Origin of the sequence: Streptomyces sp. NBC_01707, from assembly GCF_041438805.1 — a bacterium.
In the GTDB taxonomy this organism is placed as follows: domain Bacteria; phylum Actinomycetota; class Actinomycetes; order Streptomycetales; family Streptomycetaceae; genus Streptomyces.
Genome location: NZ_CP109190.1, coordinates 3191792 through 3213763 on the forward strand (window position 1 = coordinate 3191792; position 21972 = coordinate 3213763).

A 21972-nucleotide genomic window follows, 5' to 3' on the forward strand; every position below is an offset into this window, starting at 1 on the left:
GGGTCAGGCGGGGACGGCAGTGGCGTGGATGACGACACCGGCCGCCGCGATGCTCGCAGCCAGGAGCTGGATGCCGAGGAGTTCGACGACGGCCGCCCCTGTTGCCTGGATGGTCGTCGTAGTGGCGGTGTTGGACACGATCCGGACCGATCGGAACCCGGCGCCGGCCTGTACGGCGAGGGTCACGATCGGCGGGGCTGCGAAGGCCGGGAACCAGGTGAAGACGGCTTGGCCAGAGCTGTCGGTCGTTGCGACCGCGCGCGCGATCTGCGTCCCCGGCGCACCGGGGGCGCCAGGGGTTCCGGGGATGCCTTGGGCGCCGGCCGGTCCGGGTTCCCCTTGGGTGCCGGGAGAGCCCGGGACACCCGGGGTGCCGGGGGCGCCCTGGGCTCCCGACTCCCCCGGCTCGCCCTGGGCCCCCGGCTCACCCGGGGACCCGGCCGGGCCCGCCAGTCCCTGAGGACCAGCGGGACCGACCGGTCCCTGAGTACCGACACTGCCGTCGGTACCGCTCATTAGAGGACCATCCCTTCTGCAGCCCTCTTCGGTAGGGTTGTGACCTCTCGGTCCCGGTGGGTGCATGGCTTGTGTCGCGAGCTGCTCGACGGCCACTGTGAGTTGTGCCAGCCCCGCCGGGCCGAGGCCGTCTGATCGGCATCAGGGACACGCCCCGCAGAGGGCCGATTAATGAGCTCCCGGCAGACGTCCTCACCACCGGGCAGGTGCTCCGCGCACGACACAGGAGTACTTCTTTCGTGTACATCGGATGGGACTGGGCGACCGAGACCCACGACGTGACGGTCATGGACAACACCGGTGCCCGAGTGGCCCGCTGGGAGTTTGCGCACACCGAGGAGGGCATCGCCCGGACCCTGGACAAGCTGGCGAAGTACGGCAGCCCGGCGGATCTGCCGGTGGCCATCGAGACCACCCGCGGCCTGGTCGTGGACCGGCTGCTTGCCGGCGGACATCCGGTGGTGCCGGTGCACCCGAACGCCTTCCACGCGATGCGCCCGCGCTGGGGTGCCTCCAAGGCCAAGACCGACGCGGGCGACAGCCTCAAGCTCGCCGACTACCTCCGCACCGACGGTCACTTCCTGCCCCGCCTGGAACCGACCGGGCAGGCCACCATGGAGATCCAGGCCCTGACCCGGCAGCGGGCCGACCACGTCGCCGCCCGCGTCGCGGCCGTCAACCAGCTCGCCGCCCTGCTGGACGCGCACTGGCCCGGCGGCAAGGCCGTCTTCGCCAGCCTCGACAGCGACATCGCCCTGGCATTCCTGGAGCGGTACCCCACCGCGGCCTCCGCCGCCAAGCTCACCGCCGGACGGCTGGAGGCCTGGTGCAAGCGCCGTGGCTACTCCGGCAAGCGGCCCGGCAGCGTGCTCATCGAGCGACTGCGCTCCGCGCCGGCGCCCGCCTCCCGCCTCAGCGAGACCGTCATCGAACACCTCGTCCGCGTCCAGGTCCAGCTCGTGCGAAGCATCCGGGCCACCATCCGCACCCTGGACGAGACCATCGCGAGCGCCGTGGAAACCCACCCTTACGCACCGCTGTTCGCGACTATGCCGCGCATCGGGAAGATCAACCTCGGACAGATCATCGGCGAGATCGGCCCGATCCTGGAACGCTCCAGGACCAGCGAACAGTTCATCGCCGAGACCGGCGTCGTCCCCGTGACCCGCGCCTCCGGCAAGTCTCGCGTCGTCACTTTCCGCTACGCGGCCAACCGCCGCGCCCGACTGGCCATCGTGGGTTACGCGGACAACAGCCGACACGGCAGCGACTGGGCCGCGAAGATCTACAACGACGCCAGGGCGGACCGTAAACGCCACCCCCACGCCGCCCGCATCCTCGCACGCTCCTGGCTGCGCGTGATCTGGGCCTGCTGGCGCACCGGCACCTGCTACGACCCCGAGATCCACCGCGCCAGCAACAAGATCAAACAGGACACGGACACGCCTATGGCGGCATAGAGGTTGACTCAGGGAACTCACAGGGTCACCGCGGTGGTGAACGCGATCGTCACCGTGCCCGTTCCTGCGGTGATCGTCAGAGGTCCGGTCAGGGCCGCATCCGTGTCCCTGGCCACAGACCAGGTGACGCTTTCGCCGTCGTGCAGGGTGCTGTCCCCGTCCGTGGTGGTGACGGTGCCGTTGCCGGCGTGGCTGACAGCGGTGACCGACTGGAGCAGCGTCACCCCGGCCGCTGACCACGAGCCGCCTGGGGCGAGTTCGACCCTGCGGGCCTGGACTCCCATGGCCGGGGGCGCTCCCTCGACCGGGCAGGCCACCGGGGAGACCGGCGTGTAGGGCGCGAAGTCCTCGTCGTATGTGCCGATCGTGGTCAGGGTGCCGTCTTCGGCGACCGCGATCAGCTCGACGTATTCGACGACCCCGTCTGCCGTCTGGTCGCACCTGCATTGCTCCACGACCTTGACCGGCTCGTCAGGCGCCCCGGGGCACACTCCCACCGTTCCGGCCACGGTGTACGGCGTCGCCCCGTCAAGGCCGGTGTCGAATACGGCCGGGGTGACGCTGTCCGGCGTGTACGTCAGGCGCCGCAGGAAAGCCGTGGTGGTGCCGTCGTCGGCGACGTCGCACAGGGCCAGAGTCTCGCCCGTCGGGCAGCACGCCGCCGGAGTGTCGGCCGGGATGCACTGGCCGACCTCGCCGGTCACTGTGTACGGCGTCCCGTCGAGGGTCGTATCCGACGTGGAGACGACCTCCCCGGTCTCGCAATCGGTGACCACGGTACGGAGGATCTGCGTCGTCGTGGTGGCTTCGCAGCCCTCCAGCTCGACCACCGCGGAAAACTCCTGCGCGGTCCAGCCCTTGGCGCCGAGGTGGTAGGTCTCGAACCCCATGAGCACGTACAGCTCACCGGACGCCAGGTCAGCGAGCGTGACCGGCACGGACACCGTCCGCACGAACGTCTGCCCCACCGCCGCGCTGAGCGGGAACGGAGCGTCCGCGAGGATCACGCCGCTCTTCTTGAGTTGCAGCGTGCCGTCCCACACCTGCCCAGCGGCTGGGCCATTGTTCGTGACCTTCACCGACACCGTCAGCGTGCCCGTCGCCGCGTCGCACCCGTCCGGGACATCCGCAGTCAGCACACCGGCCACCGCGGTCGTCTGCGCGGTCGGGCCAGCCGTCGCCGGGATCGTCAGCGTCCCGCCCGACCACAGCGCCGTGTACGGGCCCGCCAGGTCGGGGCCACCCCACCCGGCCGGAGCGCCGGCCGCTGCGCCGGTCGAATCCGTAAGGTCCGCGTCCACCTCGGTCGTGGTCGACGCGGGGATGTCGCACACCAGCATCGTGGTCGAGTCCCGGCACGGCGTCGGCTCGCCCGGCGACTCGTCGCCGGCGTCGCACACCTTCACGAGCAGCGCCCGGCTGCCGTCCTCGCAGTCCACGACGTCGCCGGTCGGAGCGGTCACCGAACTGCCGTCGCCGGACGAGCCGCACGAGCCGACCTCGCCCTGCACGACATACGGCGTGGCACCGTCCAGGCCGAGATCCTGGGTCGAGGTGAGGCCGCCGTCGCAGTCGAACGTGAAGCGCCGCAGGAACGGTGTGGAGGTGACAGTCAGCACCGCCGTCCGCACCTCGATCGGCATCAAGTACAGGTCACGGTTGTTGATCGCACCGCCGGTCGTCTGGTCAGTGAACCGGATCGTGACCGTGCCGGTAGCGGGGGCGATGAACGCCAGCGACGGCAGATCGTCGGTCAGCGCACCGCCCGGGTACGCGTTCGACCCGTTGGAGGTGTTCCGGGTCCTCGTGGCGAGGACCGTGGTCCCGTCGAGGATCTCCAGCAGATAGATGGCGTTGTTGGCGGCCGGGTCGGGGGCCCCGGGACCGACCCACGCGGACTTGAACCGGAACTCGTACATCTCGGCCGGGAGCAGCCCGCTGACGGTCAACTCGGCCACGCCGTTGGCCACCTGGTTGGCCTGGGCGAACCACAGGGTCGTGCCGCCGTTGGCTGCTACCACGTTCCCGGTCAGCGTGAAGTCGCCGGCCGGGGTCGGGATCGGGGCTTGCGGCGAGTACACCAGGTCACACAGCTGCACCAGCTCGGTGTCCCCGCACGGCTGCGCAGGGCACGCCCCCAGCGTCGTGCCCGCCGGGATCGTCACCTCATCCCCGGTAGTCGGGTCCTTGTAGCGGGTCTCGATCAAGTCGCCGGACTGGTCGTCGTACACGAACTCGGCGATGACCTGCCCGGTCGACTGCCCGTCCGCGTCGAGAATGCACAGGAGCTGCGTCTCCAGGTCCACGCGCGCCTCGGGCGCCGGCGGCGGGCAGCACGTCTGTACCTGCTCGCACTGGCCGACCGTGCCGGTGACCGTGTACGGCTGGCCGTCCAGCGTGGTGTCCGTCTGGGCGATCACCGCGCCCGTCTCGCAGTCCGTGACCTGCTGGCGGAAGAACTGATTCGTCTGCGTCATCGTGACGTCGAGACGGCCCTGCACGGTGTTCGGGCCCCCGGTGTCGCGGACCTCGATCTCGATCACGTTCGGCCCGGCCGTCACCGGCACCTGTGAGCTGCCGCCCACGGCCGGCTGGTTCCACTGCCCGTACAGGCCGACGTCCTGCCCGTTGATCCGGACCCGGGCGCCACCGTCACCACGGAACCCGGCCGCCTCCACGACCGCCATCCCGTCCTCGGGCGCCGTGAACTGCTTGGTCAGCACCCACCGCACGGGCGCCGCATCGTAGTCCGTCCACAGCACCGTGGCCGTCCCGGAAGACAGGTCGTCCCGAGCACCCATGTAGGCCGAGTTCCCGGCCGGGTGCGTGGCGTCGTACGGCATGGCCGCCTGGGGCGGCGCGTCCAGGTTGAACCCGGTGAAACTGGTCACCTGCCAGCCGTCCGCCCCCGGGACGTTCAGCGGGTCGAACACCGTGATCGTGGACTGCGACGCGACGTCACACAGCAGCGTCGACGACACGTCCCGGCACGGCTCCGTCGTGCCGCCGGTGGGCTGGCACTGGCCCACGCTGCCCGCCGGCTCGTACGCCTGGCCGTCCAGGGTGGTGTACGAGATCCCGACAACCTCGCCCGTGTCGCAGTCGGACACGACGTTCGCCAGGACCTGCTGCGCGCATGTGTCCTGGTCGTACACGGTACTGGCGGTGAACTGGGACAGGTTCCAGCCGGTGGTGCGCGGGTCAGGAGTGCAGGAGCCGGAGTCGTAGGCGTCAAGCGCCATCACCACGGCGACGTTCCCGGCCGCGACGTCCGCCGCGGGGACGGTAGCGGCGGCGGTGAGCGTCGCAGACCAGCCCACCGGCGCGTTGTTCGGGACGACCACCAGGGCGACCTGCTGGGTGCCGTTGAACAGCCGCAGGTGCCCCGCGGCCCCGCACGCGTCGTCCGGGCCGGTCTGGGCGACCAGAACCGACACGGTGACCGTGGCGGTCCCGTCGTCACAGGCCGGTCGCGCCGCGGTCAGCGTGGCGGCGAGAGTATTGACCGTGCCGAGCGTCCCAGGCTGCGGCGCCGTCCCCGGCGGCAGGTCCAGCGTTCCGCCCGCCCACAAGGCCTGAGCCCCGGTCACGGGCGCAGCCACCGGGTCCGAGTAGTACGGCGTGGGGTCCGTGTCCGTCACCGTCAGCGCCGGCTCCCCGTCCTGCGGGAGGTCACACATCAGCAGCGTGGACGCGTTCCGACACGTCTCATCCCCAGTGCCGCACCCGCAGCAGCCGTCCGGGACGAGAGTCATGCCCTGGAAGCGAACGGAGGTGCAGGCGAGGCCGCCGCCGGTGTTGCCGTACCGGTACGCGATCTGCGCGGGCGGGCTGTCGAAGTAGACGTAGGCCGTGCTGTTGCTCTGGTTCGCCGTGATCGTCGACCCGTTCCAGGTGACGTCTCCTTCGACGCGGGACGGGAGCGGGCTAAGGCCGGTGACGCCCTCGAAGGTGTCGAAGTCGAGCAAGTCCAGGCGGAACGTGCTCATCTCCTGGGCGGCATCGTCCAGGGTGAGCGTGTACACCGTCGGGTTGTTGAAGACAGGGTTCGCCGGGTCGTACGCGCCGCACCCGCCGGGCGAGGCGCTGCTCGCGTGCAGCTTGACCTCGGCGACCTCACCGGTCTCCGGGTTGGTGACGGTGTAGACGAAGTCCTGCCGCGCCACCCCGGCCGGGTCCTCGGCGATGCCGGTCTGCGGCCACAGGAGTTCAGAGAGGGCGGGGACGCCGCCACTTCCGCAGTCGACGACCTTGACCGGGGTGTACGCCGTGGTGCCGTCCATCTCCGTGTCGCGGGTCTCGGCCAGGGCGCCGTCGCAGGAGTGGACCAGGTGCCGCAGGAACGGGACCGCGCACCGCTTGCCGTCGTCGCCCGGCTCGACGGCCGGGTCCAGGTCACACAGCCGCAGGATCTGCACCGTGGACGCGCAGGGTTCCGCCTCCGGCGGGTGGCAGACCCCTACGATGCCGGTCGGGGTGTAGGGGCTGGTCCCGTCCAGGGTGGTGTCGGTGACGTCGAGGACTTCGCCCTGGCAGTCCCGGCACGTGGTGCGCAGGAACTGCCCGCCCAGGGACACGTCAACAGCGCCGAAGGCCCAGTTCCCGAACACCTGGCATTCCAGGACGAGGGCCCGCACGCCCAGGTACTGAAGAGCGAACGACGTCACTCCGGTGACGCGGAAGCGGGCGGAAGTCTCGCGGCTGGGGGTCCGGATCTGGGGACAGCCCGTGACCGTGGCATCCGCAGACAGAACGGCGGTGGCCCGGTCGAAGGTGTAGCCGGGCGGCAGGCTGAGCGGCTGCGCCCCGGCCGGAAGCTGGACTGTGTTAGCGCCCGCTGCCGTGCCGGCCACGTACGACATCGCGACGCTGAACTCGGCCGTCACGGGCTGGTTGAACGTCCACGTAGTGACGGGCGTGGTCGTGTTCGGGAACAGGCCCAGCCCCCACCATGCCGCGCCGTCGCTCTGTCGGGACGGGGCGAACGGTGCGGGGCCCGTCGCGGTCCAGCCGACGCCGTTGGACAGCGTCCCGGACGCGGCGGTCCCGGCGATCGTGGACGGGGACGTCGGGTCTACGTCGCACAGAAGCAGCGTCTCGCAGTTCGAGCACGCTCCGGTCTGAGGGCATACCCCCAGGTGCGTGCCGCCCGGCAGCGCGACGGGGGCGCCGGTGACGTGGTCGACGTACCGCACGCCGGTCCGGTCGCCGGTGGTCTGGTCGTACACGACCTCGGCGAGCACGTTCTGCAGGACGTTGCCGGTCGCGTCGTCGATGACGCACAGCGGGACCGGCGCCACCTCGAACCCGGCCGCGAGCTCGCCCGGCGACTCGTCTCCGCCGATGCAGTCGACCGGAGCGACCGGCGTGTACGGCTGGTCGAAGTCCCCATCCACCCAGGCGCCGAGGAGGGCGGGCGCGTCTCCGCCGCATGGGTCGATCGCCCACAGCTCCGTGTACCGGACGTCGCCGATACCGTCGCCGTCACTGTCGTCGCAGCCGCAGCGCTCCACGATCTGCGGGGCGCATGTCTGGGTGGGCTCGCCCGGCGACTCATCGCCGCCCGTGTCCTGGCAGTCGACGGGGTTGACCGGGGTGTACGGCTGGTCGAAGTCCCCGTCGATGTAGGTGCCGATGAGGAACGCCGGGCTCAGACCGGTCGTGTCGACGGACCACAGCTCGACGTACCGGATGTCGCCGATACCGTCGCCGTCGCTGTCGTCGCAGCCGCACCGTTCGACGACCTGGCGGGCGGCCGGTGCCTCACCCGGAGACTCGTCGTCGTCTCCGCCCGAGGGGCAGACCGTCAGCTGCCCTTGCAGCGTGTAGGTGGTGCCGGTGGCGGCGTCGACCAGGCGCGCCGAATCGATCGATCCGTCGTCGGCGTAGTGGTACTCCACGAGTACCAGGCCGTGCACGGTGCCGTCGGAGGCGATGTCGCAGAACACGCCGCTGACAGTGATGCTGCGGGAGTCGCCGCAGGCGGCCGTCCCGGCCGGGGGCACGCCCGTGGTGTAGGAACCGGTGGTCAGGTTCAACCACCCGGTCTGGGCCACGTTCCCGGAGCAGTCCCGCTCCATGACGACGGCCAGGGGCGTGCCGTCAGGCAGGCACAGCCCCGTGGATGCGATCGGCGTAGTCAGTGACGGGCAGTCCGAGCCGCCGCCACACCCGCACGCGGAAAAGTTGCCTCCGACGGCCATAGTCAAACCCTCACATTTTCAGAATGGTTGCTGGTCAAGCCGCTCATGCGATCCGCTCCCATGTGCGGCACCGTGTAGCCGCCGGAGGCGCCTGCCATCAGCCCGCCACCCTCATGAACCCCAAGCGGGGAGCGGCGAGGATCGCCTGCGTGGAGTCGTTGAAGCCGACGTGCGTCCGCTTGCCTTCCACGCGGACCGTCGCCGGCCCGGTGACGGTCAGAAACGTGCTGAAGCTGCCGGCGTTCTGCAGCGACATCACCGTGCCGCCGCCGTCGTTGATGTTTCCGAACTGGATCCGCCGCTCGACACCCACCGGTGTGCCGTCGGTGACGTTGAACAGGCGGGCGTTGACCGCAACGGCCCACGGCGTGGTCGCGGCGAGGCTGGAGAAGCAGTCAGCGGACAGGGCGTACGTCCCCGCCTCGGGAAGGACGACCTGGGCGGTGGTCGCCACCCACGTGTCCGTCGCGACGGCCTGAAGGTCCACGTCCGCCCCCAGCGTCTCGCCGTGGGGCTGCGACGCCGCGACGGAGCCCGCGGTGCCGCTCACGCGATGCGCTCCCAGCCCATCCACGTCTGCCCGCCCGCGCCGGTCACGATCTGCGCCTGCGTCATGGCGCCGGTGGCGTCACCGCGCATGCCCTCCAGCCGGACCACCGTCGGCCCGGTGACGGTCATGAAGGTCGTGATCGGTGCGGTGTTGTTCTGCCCCTGGTTGGGCGCGGCCCCGTTCAGCTGCTCCACGAGACGCAGCGTCTCCGCGACCGCCGCCGAGGCAGTCGCGTTGAAGAGTCGGCACGTCACGAAGCCGCCGCCCGCGACGTTCGCCCTCACCTCCGCCTCCACGCGGTAGGTGCCCGCCGTCGGCAGCGTGACGTTGATGCCCACGCCCGTCCAGGTGTTGATGGCGGTCGGCAGCAGGTCGAAGTCATCCGCGAGGACGGTGCTGTCGTGGTCGTGCTGGACGCTGTAGCCGCCTGAGGTTCCGCTCATGTGATCCGCTCCCGTGTTGCAGTGGTCAGAGAGATGGGGCCTCGCGGCCCGGTTCTGAAGTGCGCCGGGTCGCGAGGCAGTCGAAGGGAGGGTCAGACGTTGGTCCACGCCACAAGGGCGGTAGCAACGGGCCCGGTGGTGACGGACGTGACGGTGAGGGCCTGGTCCTGGTCGCGGGTGACCGACCAGGTCAGGGTGGCTCCGGCGGGGATGGTGACCGGTCCGGAGTCCGTGACGACCACCGTGTTCCCGGTCAGCGTCGTCACGGTCACGGACTGAAGCCCTGAGGCGGGCAGGGCCGCCGCGGTGGAGGCGGCGAGGTTCGCGCCGCCAGAGTGCACGGTGACCGGTGTGGTCGGCGTGGACACGTCGCCGTCGGTAGTGCAGTCGACTGGCGCGACGGGGGTGTAAGGCTGCGTCAGGTCCCCGTCCTGGTAGGTGCCGAGGAGCACGGGGGCGTCCACGCCGTCCGGGTCGATCGCCCAGATTTCCGTGTACTGGACGTCGCCGACGCCGTCGCCGTCCGTGTCATCGCAGCCGCAGCGCTCGATGATCTGCTTTCCGGAGGGAACCGCGCCGGGCGACTCGTCTTCCGCCGCGCCGCCGCCGCACGTGGTGACCGTGCCCGCGGTCGCGTAGGCGGTGGTGCCGTCGAGGGCCGTGTCCGTCGCCGTGACCGTGTCGTCCGAAGCGACCGAGTAGCGGCGCAGGAACGGCGTCACTGTGCCGTCCGTGGCCTGGTCGCACAGCACGACCACTTCGTTGTCTGCGGGCATCGTCACGTTGACCGTGGACGCGCCACCGCCGCTGCAGCAGCTCTTACCAGCCATGGGGGGGTGTCTCCCTTGTGAGATCAGGTCAAGCCGGGTCGGGAATGGGGGGAAGAGGGGAAGGTGCGGGGCGGCCAGGCGGTGATCACGACTCGTCTCCCTGTCCGCAGGGGCTGATCCACTGGACGTAGACGGTCGCGCCGTCGGCGACATCGACCGTGACGGGGCCGCACAGCTCACCGGGTTCACATCGGGTGCCGGTGGCCGCCCAGTTGAAGGACGTCCCGCACTCGTTGACGACGGTCGCGTTGCCCGAGCAGTCGGTGATGGTGACGGGCCCGCACGTCACCGTCACGGCCAGCGACTCCGTTCCGGCGGGGACCGTCCATGTGTCCGGGCCGGTGATTCCAAGGAGCTGCGGGCACATCGGGACCGGCTCGCACTCGGTGCACTCGCCGACCTCGCCCGTCGGGGTGTAGGTAGTCGTCCCGTCGGTGGCGGTGTCCGTGGTGCCGGTGACTGTGCCGTCGCAGTCGTGGACCAGGTGCCGCAGGAACCGGACCTGAGTCCCGTCGGGCTGGACGTCGCACAGCTCGACCACGGCGACGCTGCCGCACCCGCCGGCCTGGGTGCACGGCCCCGATCCGGCGGGGGCCGGGCCCGCGGTGAACGCCCCGGTCGTAGGGTCGATCCACCCAACGACTTCGGGGTCTCCGGGCGGAGTGGTGCCGCACACGCAGGGCGAGCGCACCAGGAGCAGGACCGGACTGCCGTCGGCCTGGCACAGCGACGTCGAGGTGATAGCCGGGGAGCAGCAGGATTCGCCCGGTGACGGGTTGCCGCCGCCCGGCGCACACGGCAGGTACTGAACCGGCATGGCTACTCCCCCTGCGTGCCGTGGACCTGGCGGCGGTGGGTGTCCCGGCCGCGAACCTTGGTGAACTCACGCCCGCAGACGTCGCACGCGAACGGCCCGCTTTCGTCCGGTACTTCCGCACCTGAATCGCTTGGGTCGCTTTCGCCCTCATCAGCGGGGGCGTCCTCCAGAGGCGTGAACTCCGGCAGCGGCTCCGGCTCCGGTTCCTGCGCCCCGCCCTGCGGGCACTCAGGGTGCGGGTGGACCTCTTCGCCCGCCTCCTCGTGGCAGAAGCCGCAGTCGAGGAGCCGCGCCTGGCGGGCGGCGTCCTCGTCCGGGGACACGTACCGGGTGCCGTCAACGAGGGACCCGACGAGGACGCTCTCGGGGGCTTCGACGAACAGAGCGGCAGGGACGGCGAACACGTTGGTGCCGACGGTGCGAACCTTCGGCACCTGAGCGACCGCCCACTGCGCGAACGCCCGCCGCTGCTCCCTGGTCGGCTGGATAAGGATCATGTCGCTACTCACACGAAATACCCCCAAAGCTGCTCTGACCAGGCATTTCGCCGGTAGAATGAGGGCGCAATGAACCCCGGGTGGCGGTGGGCGCCTTTCCCGGGGTTCTGCCGACTGAGTAGGAGTCGACATGACCCAGATTACGTGTGTCGCCGTGTTCGCGGACGGCACCCACTGCACCCGGCGCCGGAAGTACGCGAACGGCTGGTGCGCCCCCTGTGACGCTTGGTCCCGCCGCAACCACGGCAAGGACCCGTCCGGCCGAGTGCCGCACCGCCGCGTGGAGTCCACGGTCTGCGTGGTGACGTTCGCCAATGGGGCTGCCTGCGGCCGTCAAGCGCGCTACGCGCCCGGCTGGTGCGTGAACTGCTGGAAGTGGTCCCGCGAGCATGGCAGGAGCCCGATGGGGCGCCTGTACGTGCGCAGCAGCGGCAAGGTGCTCGCCGAACTGCGCCGTGCGGCGCAGGCCACCGGCGACGAGTGCCTGATCCTCGACGGCCTCGCCTACCGCTGGACCGCTACCTACAAGGGAGAACAGATCAACGCGGCCCGCGCTGTGTGGATCATCGCGAATGGCCGCGACCCCGGGAGTGACTTCGTGCTCCACACCTGTCACCGAGGCGACAAGGGATGCATCAGCGTCCGACACCTGTACCTCGGTGACGCGACTCGGAACATGCGAGACATGGTCGAGGCCGGTCGAGCCACGAAGGCCAACCGCGGTGAAGCATCGCCCGCGGCGAAGCTGACGCGGGACGACGTTCGCACGATCCGCGAGCGGTTCTTGAAGCGCGCCATCTACCCGGACCTCCGCAGCTCCCGAGCCATCGCTGAGGAGTTCGGCATCACGGCGGCTTACGTCGCCCAACTCGCCGCCGCGGAGCGCTGGACCTGGCTGGACGCGGATGAGGCTGATCACGGACATGTAGTCACCTGCACGGCACACACGGTGCAGGTCGTAGCGACCACATAGGTCCGCTCGACGAGGACCCTGCGGTCGTTGTTGCGGATGTTGACCGACGCACCGGGCTGGTCGGGCACGGTCTCGGTAGGGCCGCGGCGGACGACGACCGGGCCGGTGATGTAGAGCCAGGCGGTGCCCGGTTCGGCGGGCAGGTTGCCCGGGCCGGTGTTCATCGCGCTGTACCCGGCGCCGATGATCACGCAGTTACCGGCCAGGGTCCGCAAGCTGCCGGTGGCCGGGTCCGACTGGACGAGGTTGCAGCAGCCGAGGAGAGCGGCGGCGCCAGCCGGGACGTGGAGAACACCGACCCCGCCGTACTGCTCGGCCAGGCACCCTTCCAGGGCTGCGACACCCTGGGCGATGGATACCGGGCCTTCCGCCGGGGTGAGGTCGGTTGCGGTCATGGCGAGCTTCGCGGACCAGAACCCGGCCTCGACGGCCTGCTGTTCGCCGAGTTCGAGGGAGGCCTCGGCGTGCTCACGGGCCTCGGTGTACGTCCAGCCCATGGTGGAGCACTCGGAGCCTGCGTAGACCGTGATGGGCTCGGCGTGCTCTACGGACGGCCTGCAGAACTCTTTCTGCACTGGTGCGCCCGGGCTCTCGTCTCCGAGACTCTCGTCGTTCAGGCACGGGTCCCGCCATACCTGTACCGGGCAGCAGCCGAGGGCCATCCACTCGACACCCAGCAGCTCGTGGACGTCGTCTACGTCGCGGACGTCGGTGCAGGCGTTGAGGATGCCGTGCGGTAGCGGGGTGCCTGGAATGGCCTCGACGTACTTCCGCAGCCCTGCGGCCATCGCTCGCCTCCGTTCTCAATCGGGGTGTGCCGGGCCCGTGTTCAGGTCACGGGCCCGGCACGGTGGGGGGCGGGAGGGGTCAGGCTGCGGGGCAGGTCATGAGCGTCTGCGCACCGGTCTCACCCGTGGGGCAGACCGGGACGGTGACGACGCGGGTGTCGACCGACCGGTCGACCAGGGCGACGCACTCCTCGGCGAACAGGGCCGTGTAGTCGTTGGTCGAGAACTTCGTCGAGTCGTGGATCACGCCGAGGTTGACCTCTTCGCCACGGCCGATCTGGAGCTGGCCGGCCGGGTAGATGAGGAACTGGATCTCCTCGGGCCAGGCCGTCGCCGGGGTCGCAGCACCGATGTCGGTCGGGACGGCCGGGGACAGTCCACGCGCCCACTGGATGCGCACCCCGAGCGGGGTGAACAGGGCCTGTACCTGCGCCTCGGTCACCTCGTCGATGGAGACGCCGTTACGGCGGGCCAGGTCGGCGAGGAACAGGTTCCGCGACCACCACGGGAAGACGACCTCCAGCGAGATCGAGTCACAGAAGCTGTGGCGCTCGATCATGTCGGCGGCCTGAAGGGCGACGGCCGCGAACACCGGGGAGAGCGCACCGAACGTGGCGGGTAGGGTGACCGCGGTGGCCGACGCAACGGCCTGCGCGAACAGGACCTGCCGGAGCCGGATCTCGTGCGCAACCATCGAGTTGCGGAGGTACCAGGAGACGAGCTCCGGGAAGTGCCGCTGGGTCAGGATGCCCGCCTCGAGGCAGACGCCGACCGCGTCACAGCGAACCTCGACCGGGTCGGGGCAAGGGATCCGGAAGCAGGGCTTGGTCGCGCCGCTGATGTCGTCGGCCTCGGTGTGGACCCACGTCATCGCCGCGACGTCCAGGGACGGCGTCTTGTAGTAGCGCAGGCCGCCGCGCGCGAGCTGGATCTCGGGGGCGTCCCACAGCATGTCCGGGCAGGACACGGACGTGAGCTCGTAGACCGTCTCGGAGGGTGCGCACCAGCCGCCGGAGGCAACGAGGTTGCCCTGCGGCAGGCGGTTCTGGTCCGACGCCCGCAGCGCAACGTTCGTGCCCTCCGGTGCGCTCGAAGAGTCCGTGACGATGAGGTCCTCGGGGTACGGGTGCCGGTAGCTGATCACCTGGCCCACACCGCCACCCGCCGTCTTGAGGGCGTTCGCGCGGCCGATGATGCCCGCGGTGATCTCGGTGAAGCCGAGCGGGCTGCCCGGGGTGTAGCCGGGGACGTCGACCGCCGCGGTGATCGATGTGGTCGGCGCGGGCGGCTCAGGGAGGACGCGCGGCTGGTGCCGCCGCACGTTGGACAGGTTCAGGGCCGGGCGGGCGACCAGGGAAGCGGTGGCGGTCGCCGGCTGCACCGGCGCCTCGACGACGGGCTCGGGCTCCGGGTCGGCTGCTGCGGTGGGCTCTTCCGCGGTCTCCTCGACCGGTTCGGCGGCCGGGTCGTCGCCCCGCACCTGGGCGGCGAGCTGCTCGATCTCGGTGGCGGCCTGCTGGGCGGCCTGGAGCCGGTTGGCCTGCTCCTGGCGGATGTCCTGGACACCGGTGGCGAGGGCTCGCATCCGCGTCATGCCCTGGTCGTCGATGGTGTTCTCTGCCGAGAGGGCGGCGAATGCGGCACGAGCCTCGTCGAGGGTCGCGGCCAACTCTTCGTCGTTGAGGGCGCGGATGTCCTCGGGGAGCTCAAACTGATCAGCCATGGGCGGGCACTCCTGTGATCGATCTCGGAGTGTCCGGCCCAGAACCAGCGACGCTGCCACAAAGCATAGCCAGATGACAGGGACGCGGATTCTTAGCTGCGCCAGGTCAGGGGTCAGCAAGGACTACAACCTGCCTCGCAGGCGCCCTTTCACCTCTACGCTGACGCAGCCAGCAGAACAGGGAGGGGACCCGCGTGCGGCGCAATCGGGCAGCAGTGAGGGCAGCCAATAAGAGCCTGAAGAGGTGCACTGACGCGCTGGCAGGACTCGGCTTGCCCCCTCCCGGGGTGCACGTACGTATCGCCCTACGCCGCCGGTACTGGTCGCGGGACTACCTGGTTCCGCTGGCGCTGATACAGATGTCCCTCGTGGTAGCGGCACTTGTCGTGTACGCGCGCATAGCCGTTTGGTTCGCGGAGACCACTCTGTTCGTCAACCGACTCGGTCGCCCAGACCCAGCGACGAGGGAGTCCAGCGCCAATTACATGACCCATCAGGTGTCCGTAAACCCCATCGCACTCTTCGCGTTCGTCTTCTTGGTGGCTCTCATCGGCCTCTCAGCCTTTTGGATGGCCTTCGTTGTGTGTGCTGCCATTCCTTACGGCATCGCAGCACGAGTTTGGAGGTTCGGCGCAAATCGCCGCAGGTTGAAAGCCTCCGTGTTCCGCCAGACTGCGCTCATCGGACGTGTACACACCGTGATCCTGGCTGCCAACCGAGTGCGCACCCAGGGATCTCGCAAGCAAGCCCAAAACGTGAACGAACTGTTCAGAACGCTTAGTGCCCTGAAGAGGCAGATCGGACGGGCACATCAGAGCTATGCAGTGACCCCCTTCACACGCCGAGCACGACGGTTGAGGGAGCATCAGCGCCTTGTGGTCGCTGCGGTAGAGAAGGCCGAGAGCCAGCTGGATCAGGCGTCTCTCAGCGCGCTGACCCCCTTGGTCGAGTTGGTGCTGAAGATTGCAGACCGGCACACAAAGGGATGGAACGCCGCCCTGCTCCCGGAGGAAGACCTACAGGGCCTCACGCCGGCCCGGGACTGGGAACCACTACGAATGATCGCAGCGGCCGCGTTCATGGCCGGAACCGCTGTAGCGGTTGCCTTCTTCGACCTACCCGACCCAGCAATTACGGCTCTCCTAGGCACTGCAGGGCTCGTGGCTGTGTCCATCCTCTACGGGCGGGGTGCCCGCAGCGCATTCGACGTCGTAGACATCGTGCGCGGCCAGTCCGGCTGAGCCAAGCTCGGCAAAGCCCCGGCCGCTGCGGCCGGGGCTTTCCGCACGCCTACTTGGCAGCCTGCGCACCCGCCTTCGGCTTCGTCCGGACTTCGCTGTTCGGGTAACGCTTGCTGACGGCAACGGCGGTCGGCTTCGAGGACGAGGAGAAGACGACCTTCCCGGCGTCGGTCACGACTTCGTGCGTCTCACGGTTCTTGTTCTGGCAGGAGCAAGCCATCAGTTGGCTCCCTTCGGGTTGGCGCTGGCGGTGATCTCTTCAGGGGTAAGCGCAATGGATGCGGCGAGCTGGTCGATCTCCGCCCGCCGGTCGGCTTCCCGCCGGTCCATGGCGGCGAGAAGGCCGTCGATGAAAGGCCCTTCGAGGAGGGCGGCGGCCAGGAGCTCGACGTCGGTGGCCGACTGCGCGGACACGCTGTCCGGACGCTGTCCGGGTGCGCTGTCCGGACGCTGTCCGGGCAGGTCAGGGACTGTGTCCGTTGACGGTTCGGCCGGGTTGTCCGGGTCGTATCCGGACACCGCGTCCGGGGCGGTCAGGGCGTCCGCTGCTGATGCCGCGAGGGCGAGGTTGGACCGCTCGGCGATCGTCGATGCCAGGAGCGGCGAGGAGTGCCCGGGCACCGGTACGGACAGCACGGCGCGGAGCTGCCAACGCCCGTCGCCGCCCTGTTTCATGTGGTAGCTGGGCTGGCAGGCCTGGAAGACCTGGCGGTCCCACTCAGACAGCCACGGGGCGGCTGCGCCGGAGAACCAGAGACCACGCTCGTTCATGCCGACCGTGACGATGCCCGCGACAGTCCTGGTGTCGTCGAACTGGCAGCTGGACGTCTCGCACTCGGCGCCGTCGCGGTGGTGTCCTGCGTTCATCGTGAACGCCCCGGCGCGCACGGTGGATTCGTCGTCGAGGCGGAAGTGCGCCCGCATGAAGTGCGACAGGTCGAGCTGGCCGAGGGACTCGATCGTGAGGTTCCTGCCCGGGTATCCGGCGTGCGGCTCACCAGCCTGGGCAACCCAACCGAAGACCCGGCCACCGGAGTAGTGCACGCCGCCGGAGCCGGGCGGCAGCTCGTCCTCCGTGGGTTCCTGGAACCAGGCGGCCGGCATCGGGTCGGTGTCGCGCATCGCGGTCCATGCGGATGCCACCAGCTCGTCGCTGTCGTCGTCCTCGGTGCCAGCGGACGCGACCGCTTCCCCCTCGGGGAGAGTCGACGATCCGACGTACAGGCCGGGGGCGAGGCGCATCAGGCGTCCGGCCTTCACGGCGCGGACGAGGTGGCCGCGCGCCGTCGACATGCTGATCTCCACGGCTGTGGCGACCTCGCGGGCGCCGACCGCGACCGGCGAGGAGGACACGTACGTCACAACCCGCTGGTGGGTGTCGCTCGTTGCGGCGGCGACCGGAGCAGCGGCGGCCACGGCAAGGGGCTCCTGGCTCTCTTCGATCGGGTCGAGGACGATGCGCGCCCGGTCGTACGCGGGCATCGCGACGAGGGTGGCGCCACGGAGGCGGGCGCGGGTGATGCGGACCAGGAAGTCGCCGCTGCTCTCGGAGTGAACGACGAGACCGGTGTCGTCGTCCGCGTCACCGGCCGCCGCGGTGAGCACACTGGTGCCGGCGAACGCGGCGTGGAGCCCTTCGGCGCTGACCTGCCCGCCGGGGCCGGTGATGAGCTGCACGTCGAACCGGTTCCGGGAAGGGATCCCACCCGAGGCTGTCCACTCGGCGCTCGTCGACGCGGACAGCATGAACGCCCCGTCATCCATGGGCAGCAGGCTCACGCTCGACAAGGTCGCGGAGGCGAACAACCACCCGGCGTCTTCCTCGCTGAGCGTCTTGTCGACGAACTCGATATCGACGTCGTCGAGGTCCACACTGATCCCGAGCGGGGCTTCCTCTTCCAGGAGGGTGATCGCGTCCTGCCCGGCATACCGGGTGGAGTACAGGACCCCGCTGGACGTGATGCGGTCGCCGCTGCGGCCGATCTCCTGGATCGCACCGGCGAGCTCGGCGCCCTGGTGTCCCATCAGCATCTCGTCGGCGTACTGGAGCGGCCACGGGCCCGGGCCGCTCCAGTACAGGGCCCCGGCGGAGAAGATCCGGCCGTCGCCGGTCTGCTGGTTCTCGAAAGCGATCGCACAGTCGTCGGGGGTGGACCAGGGGCGGGCCGGCAGCCCTGCCGCGGTTGTTTCGGCCATGGGTTCCTCCTGGGTGCCGAGGGGAATGTCGGTGTGCTCGCCTGCGAAGGCGACGCGGATCCGGTCGAACGTGAGGGGGCCGAGGCGTTCCACGAGCACGTCCAGCGGCCACGACTCCTCGCTGTAGACAGCACAGACATGGGGCTGCCACGGCGAGTGCTGGACGGGCAGCTCGGGCTGTCCGTGGGTGTCCTCCACGGCGTGGGTGACGGCGTGGTGCACGGCGTCCAGCGTCGGGGCGTCGGGTTCGCGGTCGCGGTCGTCGCCAATGGCCCAGACCCATGACGGGCTGTCGCTGTCGGGGTTCCAGTGGTTGGCGCCGAACGCGCGGGCCGTGACAGGGCCGTCGATGCCTTCGGCGGCGGTGCGGACGTTGCCGATCAGCTCGTCGCGCTGCTCGTCGGTCCAGTCGTCGCCGTTGTCGCCGAGGAAGAACAGCGTCAGGTGCAGTTCCTCAGCGCTCTCGCCGCCCTCGATGGCGAGGCGGGCCGCTTCCTCCTGGGTGGGGAGGAGCGCGATCATCGCGCCTTTGAGGTGGCTGCCGTCGGCGGCGGCGGTCACGGACTGTGCGACTTCCACACGGGTCTCCCTTGGGTCTGAAAGTTCCACCACCGGGCTTTCCTGAGATTCCATGGCAGCGGCCTGCAGTTCGGGGGCTACCTCAAGGCGGCAACGGCAGTTGATGACGAGCCCGGGCGGGGCTGCCGGGTCGCCGGGGGTCTGCATCTCGACACCGGCAACGGTGAACGGCTCGGAGAGCAGGCGGATCTGCCCGTCGACCTTGTCGTGGGCGCTGCGCACCTTCTTGTCGTGGCGGGTGACCCACTGCTTCACCACGGACCGGTCCGGGCCGGTGGCGGCCTGGGCTGCGGCGAGGGTGGCCATGTTCCAGGCGCGTGCGGACTCGGTGCGGGCGATGCGCTCCTCCCGCACCTCCCCGAGCTCCGCACCTTCCCGGGTGAACGCGGCACGGAGCCGGGCACGCAACTGGTCGATGTCCTCGCCCGCGTCGACGCCGGCAGCGAGCTCCGCGCGGGCGGCTTCGGCGAGCCGGTCGCCAACTGCGCCGAGCAGGTGCTCCGTCGTGGTGACGTACTGGCCGATGCCCTCGGGCAGGGTGTCGTCGTCGTACCGGCCGGGCAGGTCGTCCCACCCGTCGGGGAGTTCGGCGTCGACGTCCTCGGCGGCGGCCACCGCGGCGGTCTCGGCCGTGCCCAGGAGACGGCGTACCAGGCTCCTGGTGCGGTTCCCCCACATGCGGGTGATCCGGCCGACGGAGAACCGGGCGGCTACGAGCTCGGTCGCGTCCTGGACGGCGTCGGCGAACTCGTCGGCGGTCTCGGTGAGCGCCAGAGCGACCGCTTCAGCGAAGTCGGCCTCAGCCTGGTCGAGCTGGGCGTTTCGGTCAGCCACGGTCGATCCGCCTTACCGGGAGGGGTGAGTCTGGGTCCTCGCAGACCTCGCACCACGCCCAGGTCCCGACGGTCGACAGGCCGTCGGGGGCGAAGAGCAACAGGTCCACGCTGATGTGGGTCCACGCGCGGCAAGTGGTGCACCAGCCGGTCCGGGGCGTCCCGGGGTGGAGCGCAAGGCCGTACGGGGCGGGTTTCCGTACCGTGGCGCGGGCCTGCCGCGCGGGCCGGGACGTCATGCGGCCGTCCCAGAGCAGGACGTGAGGACGGTCGGCACCAGGCTGAATTCGTGCTCCACACCGGCGGCGATCAGCTCCCGGGCGTAGTTGTCGAGCGATGCGGTCAGGCACTCCGGGTCGAGGCCGTAGCGCCCGGCGATCTCGGAGGCGCGGGTCCAGGCGCCATCGAGGAGCCGCCACTGCTCGACCTGCGTTGAGTCGACCGGCAGGAGGGTGTGCAGGCGGGCCGCCTCGATGTCGCGGGTCTTGCCGCGTTCGCTGCGGGGGCACGCGGGCGTTTTCCGGAGCTTCTCGCCCGCCGCGGTGAGCGCACCCCAGATCAGGCCGTCAGCTGCGGCGAGCAGTCCCTCGCCGTGGCGTACGCCGGCTGAGGCGGGCAGGGTGGCCGGTTCCGCTTCTGACTCGTCGACCGGCAGGTTCGGCGGCGTCGGCGGGATGTCTTCCGTCTCGTCGGCCTGGTCCTGCTCGTCGGCGCGTTCCTGCTGTTCCTCGGCGTCGGGGGCGTCGGACTCGTCGAACCCGGTCTCGCGGCGCAGGGCCTGGGCGCTGATGACGCCTCGGTCGTACGCCTGCAGTGCCGTTTCGCTGCGGTTGGTGCGCACCCGGAGCGGGCTGGTGTCGTACCAGACGAGCCAGCGGTGCCAGTCCTCGACGTTCTCGGCTTCGAGGATCGGGCGCAGCCACTGCTGTGTGAGGGCGTACGACACGGTGGCGAGCTTCGGCTCGATACCGAGGCGGATCGCCTCGGAGGTGAGGGCCCACTGGCCCCAGTGGTTCACGTCGCCGAGGCCGAGGAGGATCTCGGCGGGGATCTCCAGGCCGGTAGCGAAGCGGCGTACTGCTTCCTCGCGGAGCTTCAACGCCAGGTCGTCGAACTCCGACTCGAACTTCAGGTGCTTGAAGTCGGCGATCGCATCGGCGGGGAGTTCCAGCACGATCGGGACGGTCGCGGCGGCTGACTCGGGGTCACGGATCGCGGTCTCCGCGATCGTCATGAACACCTCGATCAGGTCGTCCTCGGCGTCACCGTTCGCACCGGAGGACGGGAAGCGGGTGCCCTTCGGGATGAGGAGCAGCCCACGTCCGGTGATGCGGGACCGGGCGATCGCCTTCACCGCGGCGTTCAGCAGGAGGAGTTCCTCCAGCAGTTCCATGCTGGAGCGCACGGGGCTGTCGGCCTCGATGGCGCGCTCGGGGTCCGGCTCCCACACGCGGAGCGCCACGGGGCCCTCGGGGTCCATGGTGTCGGGGTCGCCTGCGGGGATCGCGACGTCTTCGCCGTCGATCTCGGCGGTGAGCTTCCCGGACTGCTGCTTGATCTCCTTGACGGACAGGACACGCCAGTCGTGGCCGTCGGCCGGGCTGTACGGGCTCAGTACCTCGGCGTTGGGCCGTACGACGATCCAACCCTCGCCGGGGACCGTCAGGTGCTTCCCGAACGCGCCGAGCATCTTCGCCTGGCCGTCTGGGCCACCGGCGATCTGGGAGACGATCTCCGAGGCGCGGTGTCCGGCCGGGGCGGGTTCGATCGTGCCGTCGTCGGCGCGGCGCCCGGCGAACAGGCGCGCCCCCGACATGGCGTTACCGATCCACGAGGCGGCGAACCGCACTTCAGGGACCTGGTGGTACATGTCGTAGGCGCGGGCCTGCCACGGCTGGTTACCCGCGCCCTGGCCCCGGATCTTGCGGGACGTGTACCGGGACGCGGAGGCCGTCAGTGCTTTACGTGCCATCAGGCGCCGTCCTTACGCGAGTCGTCCCAGCGGTTCAGCAGGACGGCCGCGCCGGCGACCGCCAGCCACTCGATGCCGTGGACCAGCAACGGCGCCTGATGCCACTGGCCGGTGGCGAGGAGATAGGTCAGCAGCAGGGCGCCGGACACCCACCAGCCGGTGCAGTAGACGCAGGAGATCAGCGTCACCACGAACGTGCGGGCGGTGGACTCGAGACGCTTCAGGTGCCAGGCGTGGACCCGGTCGCGCGCCGGGTCGAGGATCGAGTCATGAATAGCTAGTTGGGTCCCTCGGTATCCAGCGAGCGCGAGGAGGGTGAGTTCTACGGGACCGATCATTTCCGTCCCCTGA

Annotated in this window: 16 protein-coding genes; 3 read left to right on the forward strand and 13 right to left on the reverse strand. The window is 70.0% G+C overall.

Annotation, left to right across the window (positions count from 1 at the left end; translation table 11 throughout):
• Positions 1-3: 3 nt before the first annotated feature.
• Positions 4-516: a hypothetical protein gene (locus tag OG963_RS14185; protein ID WP_371798987.1), complete on the reverse strand. Its 513-nt coding sequence runs from the start codon at positions 514-516 to the stop codon at positions 4-6.
• A gap of 239 nt (positions 517-755) precedes the next feature.
• On the opposite strand from OG963_RS14185, the gene OG963_RS14190 reads away from it, so the two are divergent.
• On the forward strand, positions 756-1976 hold the full coding sequence (locus OG963_RS14190) for an IS110 family transposase (protein ID WP_371798988.1): 1221 nt from the start codon (positions 756-758) through the stop codon (positions 1974-1976).
• 17 nt (positions 1977-1993) lie between these two features.
• On the opposite strand, the gene OG963_RS14195 is transcribed toward OG963_RS14190, so the two are convergent.
• The 6 genes from OG963_RS14195 to OG963_RS14220 all read right to left on the reverse strand — a co-directional run bounded on the left by OG963_RS14195 (position 1994) and on the right by OG963_RS14220 (position 11328).
• Complete coding sequence (locus tag OG963_RS14195) at positions 1994-8014, reverse strand: hypothetical protein (protein ID WP_371798989.1); 6021 nt, start codon at positions 8012-8014, stop codon at positions 1994-1996.
• 262 nt (positions 8015-8276) lie between these two features.
• Positions 8277-8729: a hypothetical protein gene (locus OG963_RS14200; protein WP_371798990.1), complete on the reverse strand. Its 453-nt coding sequence runs from the start codon at positions 8727-8729 to the stop codon at positions 8277-8279.
• The gene (locus OG963_RS14205) at positions 8726-9172 is read right to left on the reverse strand and encodes a hypothetical protein (protein WP_371798991.1); all 447 of its coding nucleotides are present in this window, start codon (positions 9170-9172) and stop codon (positions 8726-8728) included. The genes OG963_RS14200 and OG963_RS14205 overlap by 4 nt, the downstream gene beginning before the upstream one ends.
• A 92-nt stretch (positions 9173-9264) precedes the next feature.
• Positions 9265-10002 (reverse strand): hypothetical protein, encoded by a 738-nt coding sequence (locus OG963_RS14210; protein ID WP_371798992.1) that lies wholly within the window; start codon positions 10000-10002, stop codon positions 9265-9267.
• A gap of 85 nt (positions 10003-10087) precedes the next feature.
• Positions 10088-10819 carry a hypothetical protein gene (locus tag OG963_RS14215; protein WP_371798993.1) on the reverse strand — a complete coding sequence of 244 codons (732 nt, stop codon included), beginning with the start codon at positions 10817-10819 and terminating at the stop codon, positions 10088-10090.
• A gap of 2 nt (positions 10820-10821) precedes the next feature.
• The gene (locus OG963_RS14220) at positions 10822-11328 is read right to left on the reverse strand and encodes a hypothetical protein (protein WP_371798994.1); all 507 of its coding nucleotides are present in this window, start codon (positions 11326-11328) and stop codon (positions 10822-10824) included.
• Between the two features lie 118 nt (positions 11329-11446).
• Here OG963_RS14220 and OG963_RS14225 point away from each other — a divergent pair, with 118 nt between their 5' ends.
• Entirely contained in the window at positions 11447-12289 is an 843-nt protein-coding gene (locus OG963_RS14225; protein WP_371798995.1) for a hypothetical protein, read from the forward strand.
• On the opposite strand, the gene OG963_RS14230 is transcribed toward OG963_RS14225, so the two are convergent.
• Complete coding sequence (locus tag OG963_RS14230) at positions 12232-13077, reverse strand: cupin (protein WP_371798996.1); 846 nt, start codon at positions 13075-13077, stop codon at positions 12232-12234. The two genes, OG963_RS14225 and OG963_RS14230, sit on opposite strands and share 58 nt — an antisense overlap.
• Before the next feature lie 79 nt (positions 13078-13156).
• Entirely contained in the window at positions 13157-14800 is a 1644-nt protein-coding gene (locus tag OG963_RS14235; RefSeq protein ID WP_371798997.1) for a major capsid protein, read from the reverse strand.
• A 287-nt stretch (positions 14801-15087) separates the two neighbouring features.
• Between OG963_RS14235 and OG963_RS14240 the strand changes: the two genes are divergently transcribed.
• Positions 15088-16041: a hypothetical protein gene (locus OG963_RS14240; RefSeq protein ID WP_371798998.1), complete on the forward strand. Its 954-nt coding sequence runs from the start codon at positions 15088-15090 to the stop codon at positions 16039-16041.
• Positions 16042-16090: 49 nt separating this feature from the next.
• Here the strand turns inward: OG963_RS14240 and OG963_RS14245 are convergent, their stop codons facing one another.
• From OG963_RS14245 to OG963_RS14260, 4 genes are all read right to left on the reverse strand, one after another.
• Positions 16091-16261: a hypothetical protein gene (locus OG963_RS14245; protein ID WP_371798999.1), complete on the reverse strand. Its 171-nt coding sequence runs from the start codon at positions 16259-16261 to the stop codon at positions 16091-16093.
• Positions 16261-19650: a phage minor head protein gene (locus OG963_RS14250; protein ID WP_371799000.1), complete on the reverse strand. Its 3390-nt coding sequence runs from the start codon at positions 19648-19650 to the stop codon at positions 16261-16263. Before OG963_RS14250 ends, OG963_RS14245 begins: the two co-directional genes overlap by 1 nt.
• A gap of 234 nt (positions 19651-19884) precedes the next feature.
• Positions 19885-21621: a hypothetical protein gene (locus OG963_RS14255; protein ID WP_371799001.1), complete on the reverse strand. Its 1737-nt coding sequence runs from the start codon at positions 21619-21621 to the stop codon at positions 19885-19887.
• Complete coding sequence (locus OG963_RS14260; protein WP_371799002.1) at positions 21621-21959, reverse strand: DUF1360 domain-containing protein; 339 nt, start codon at positions 21957-21959, stop codon at positions 21621-21623. The genes OG963_RS14255 and OG963_RS14260 overlap by 1 nt, the downstream gene beginning before the upstream one ends.
• Positions 21960-21972: the final 13 nt, after the last annotated feature.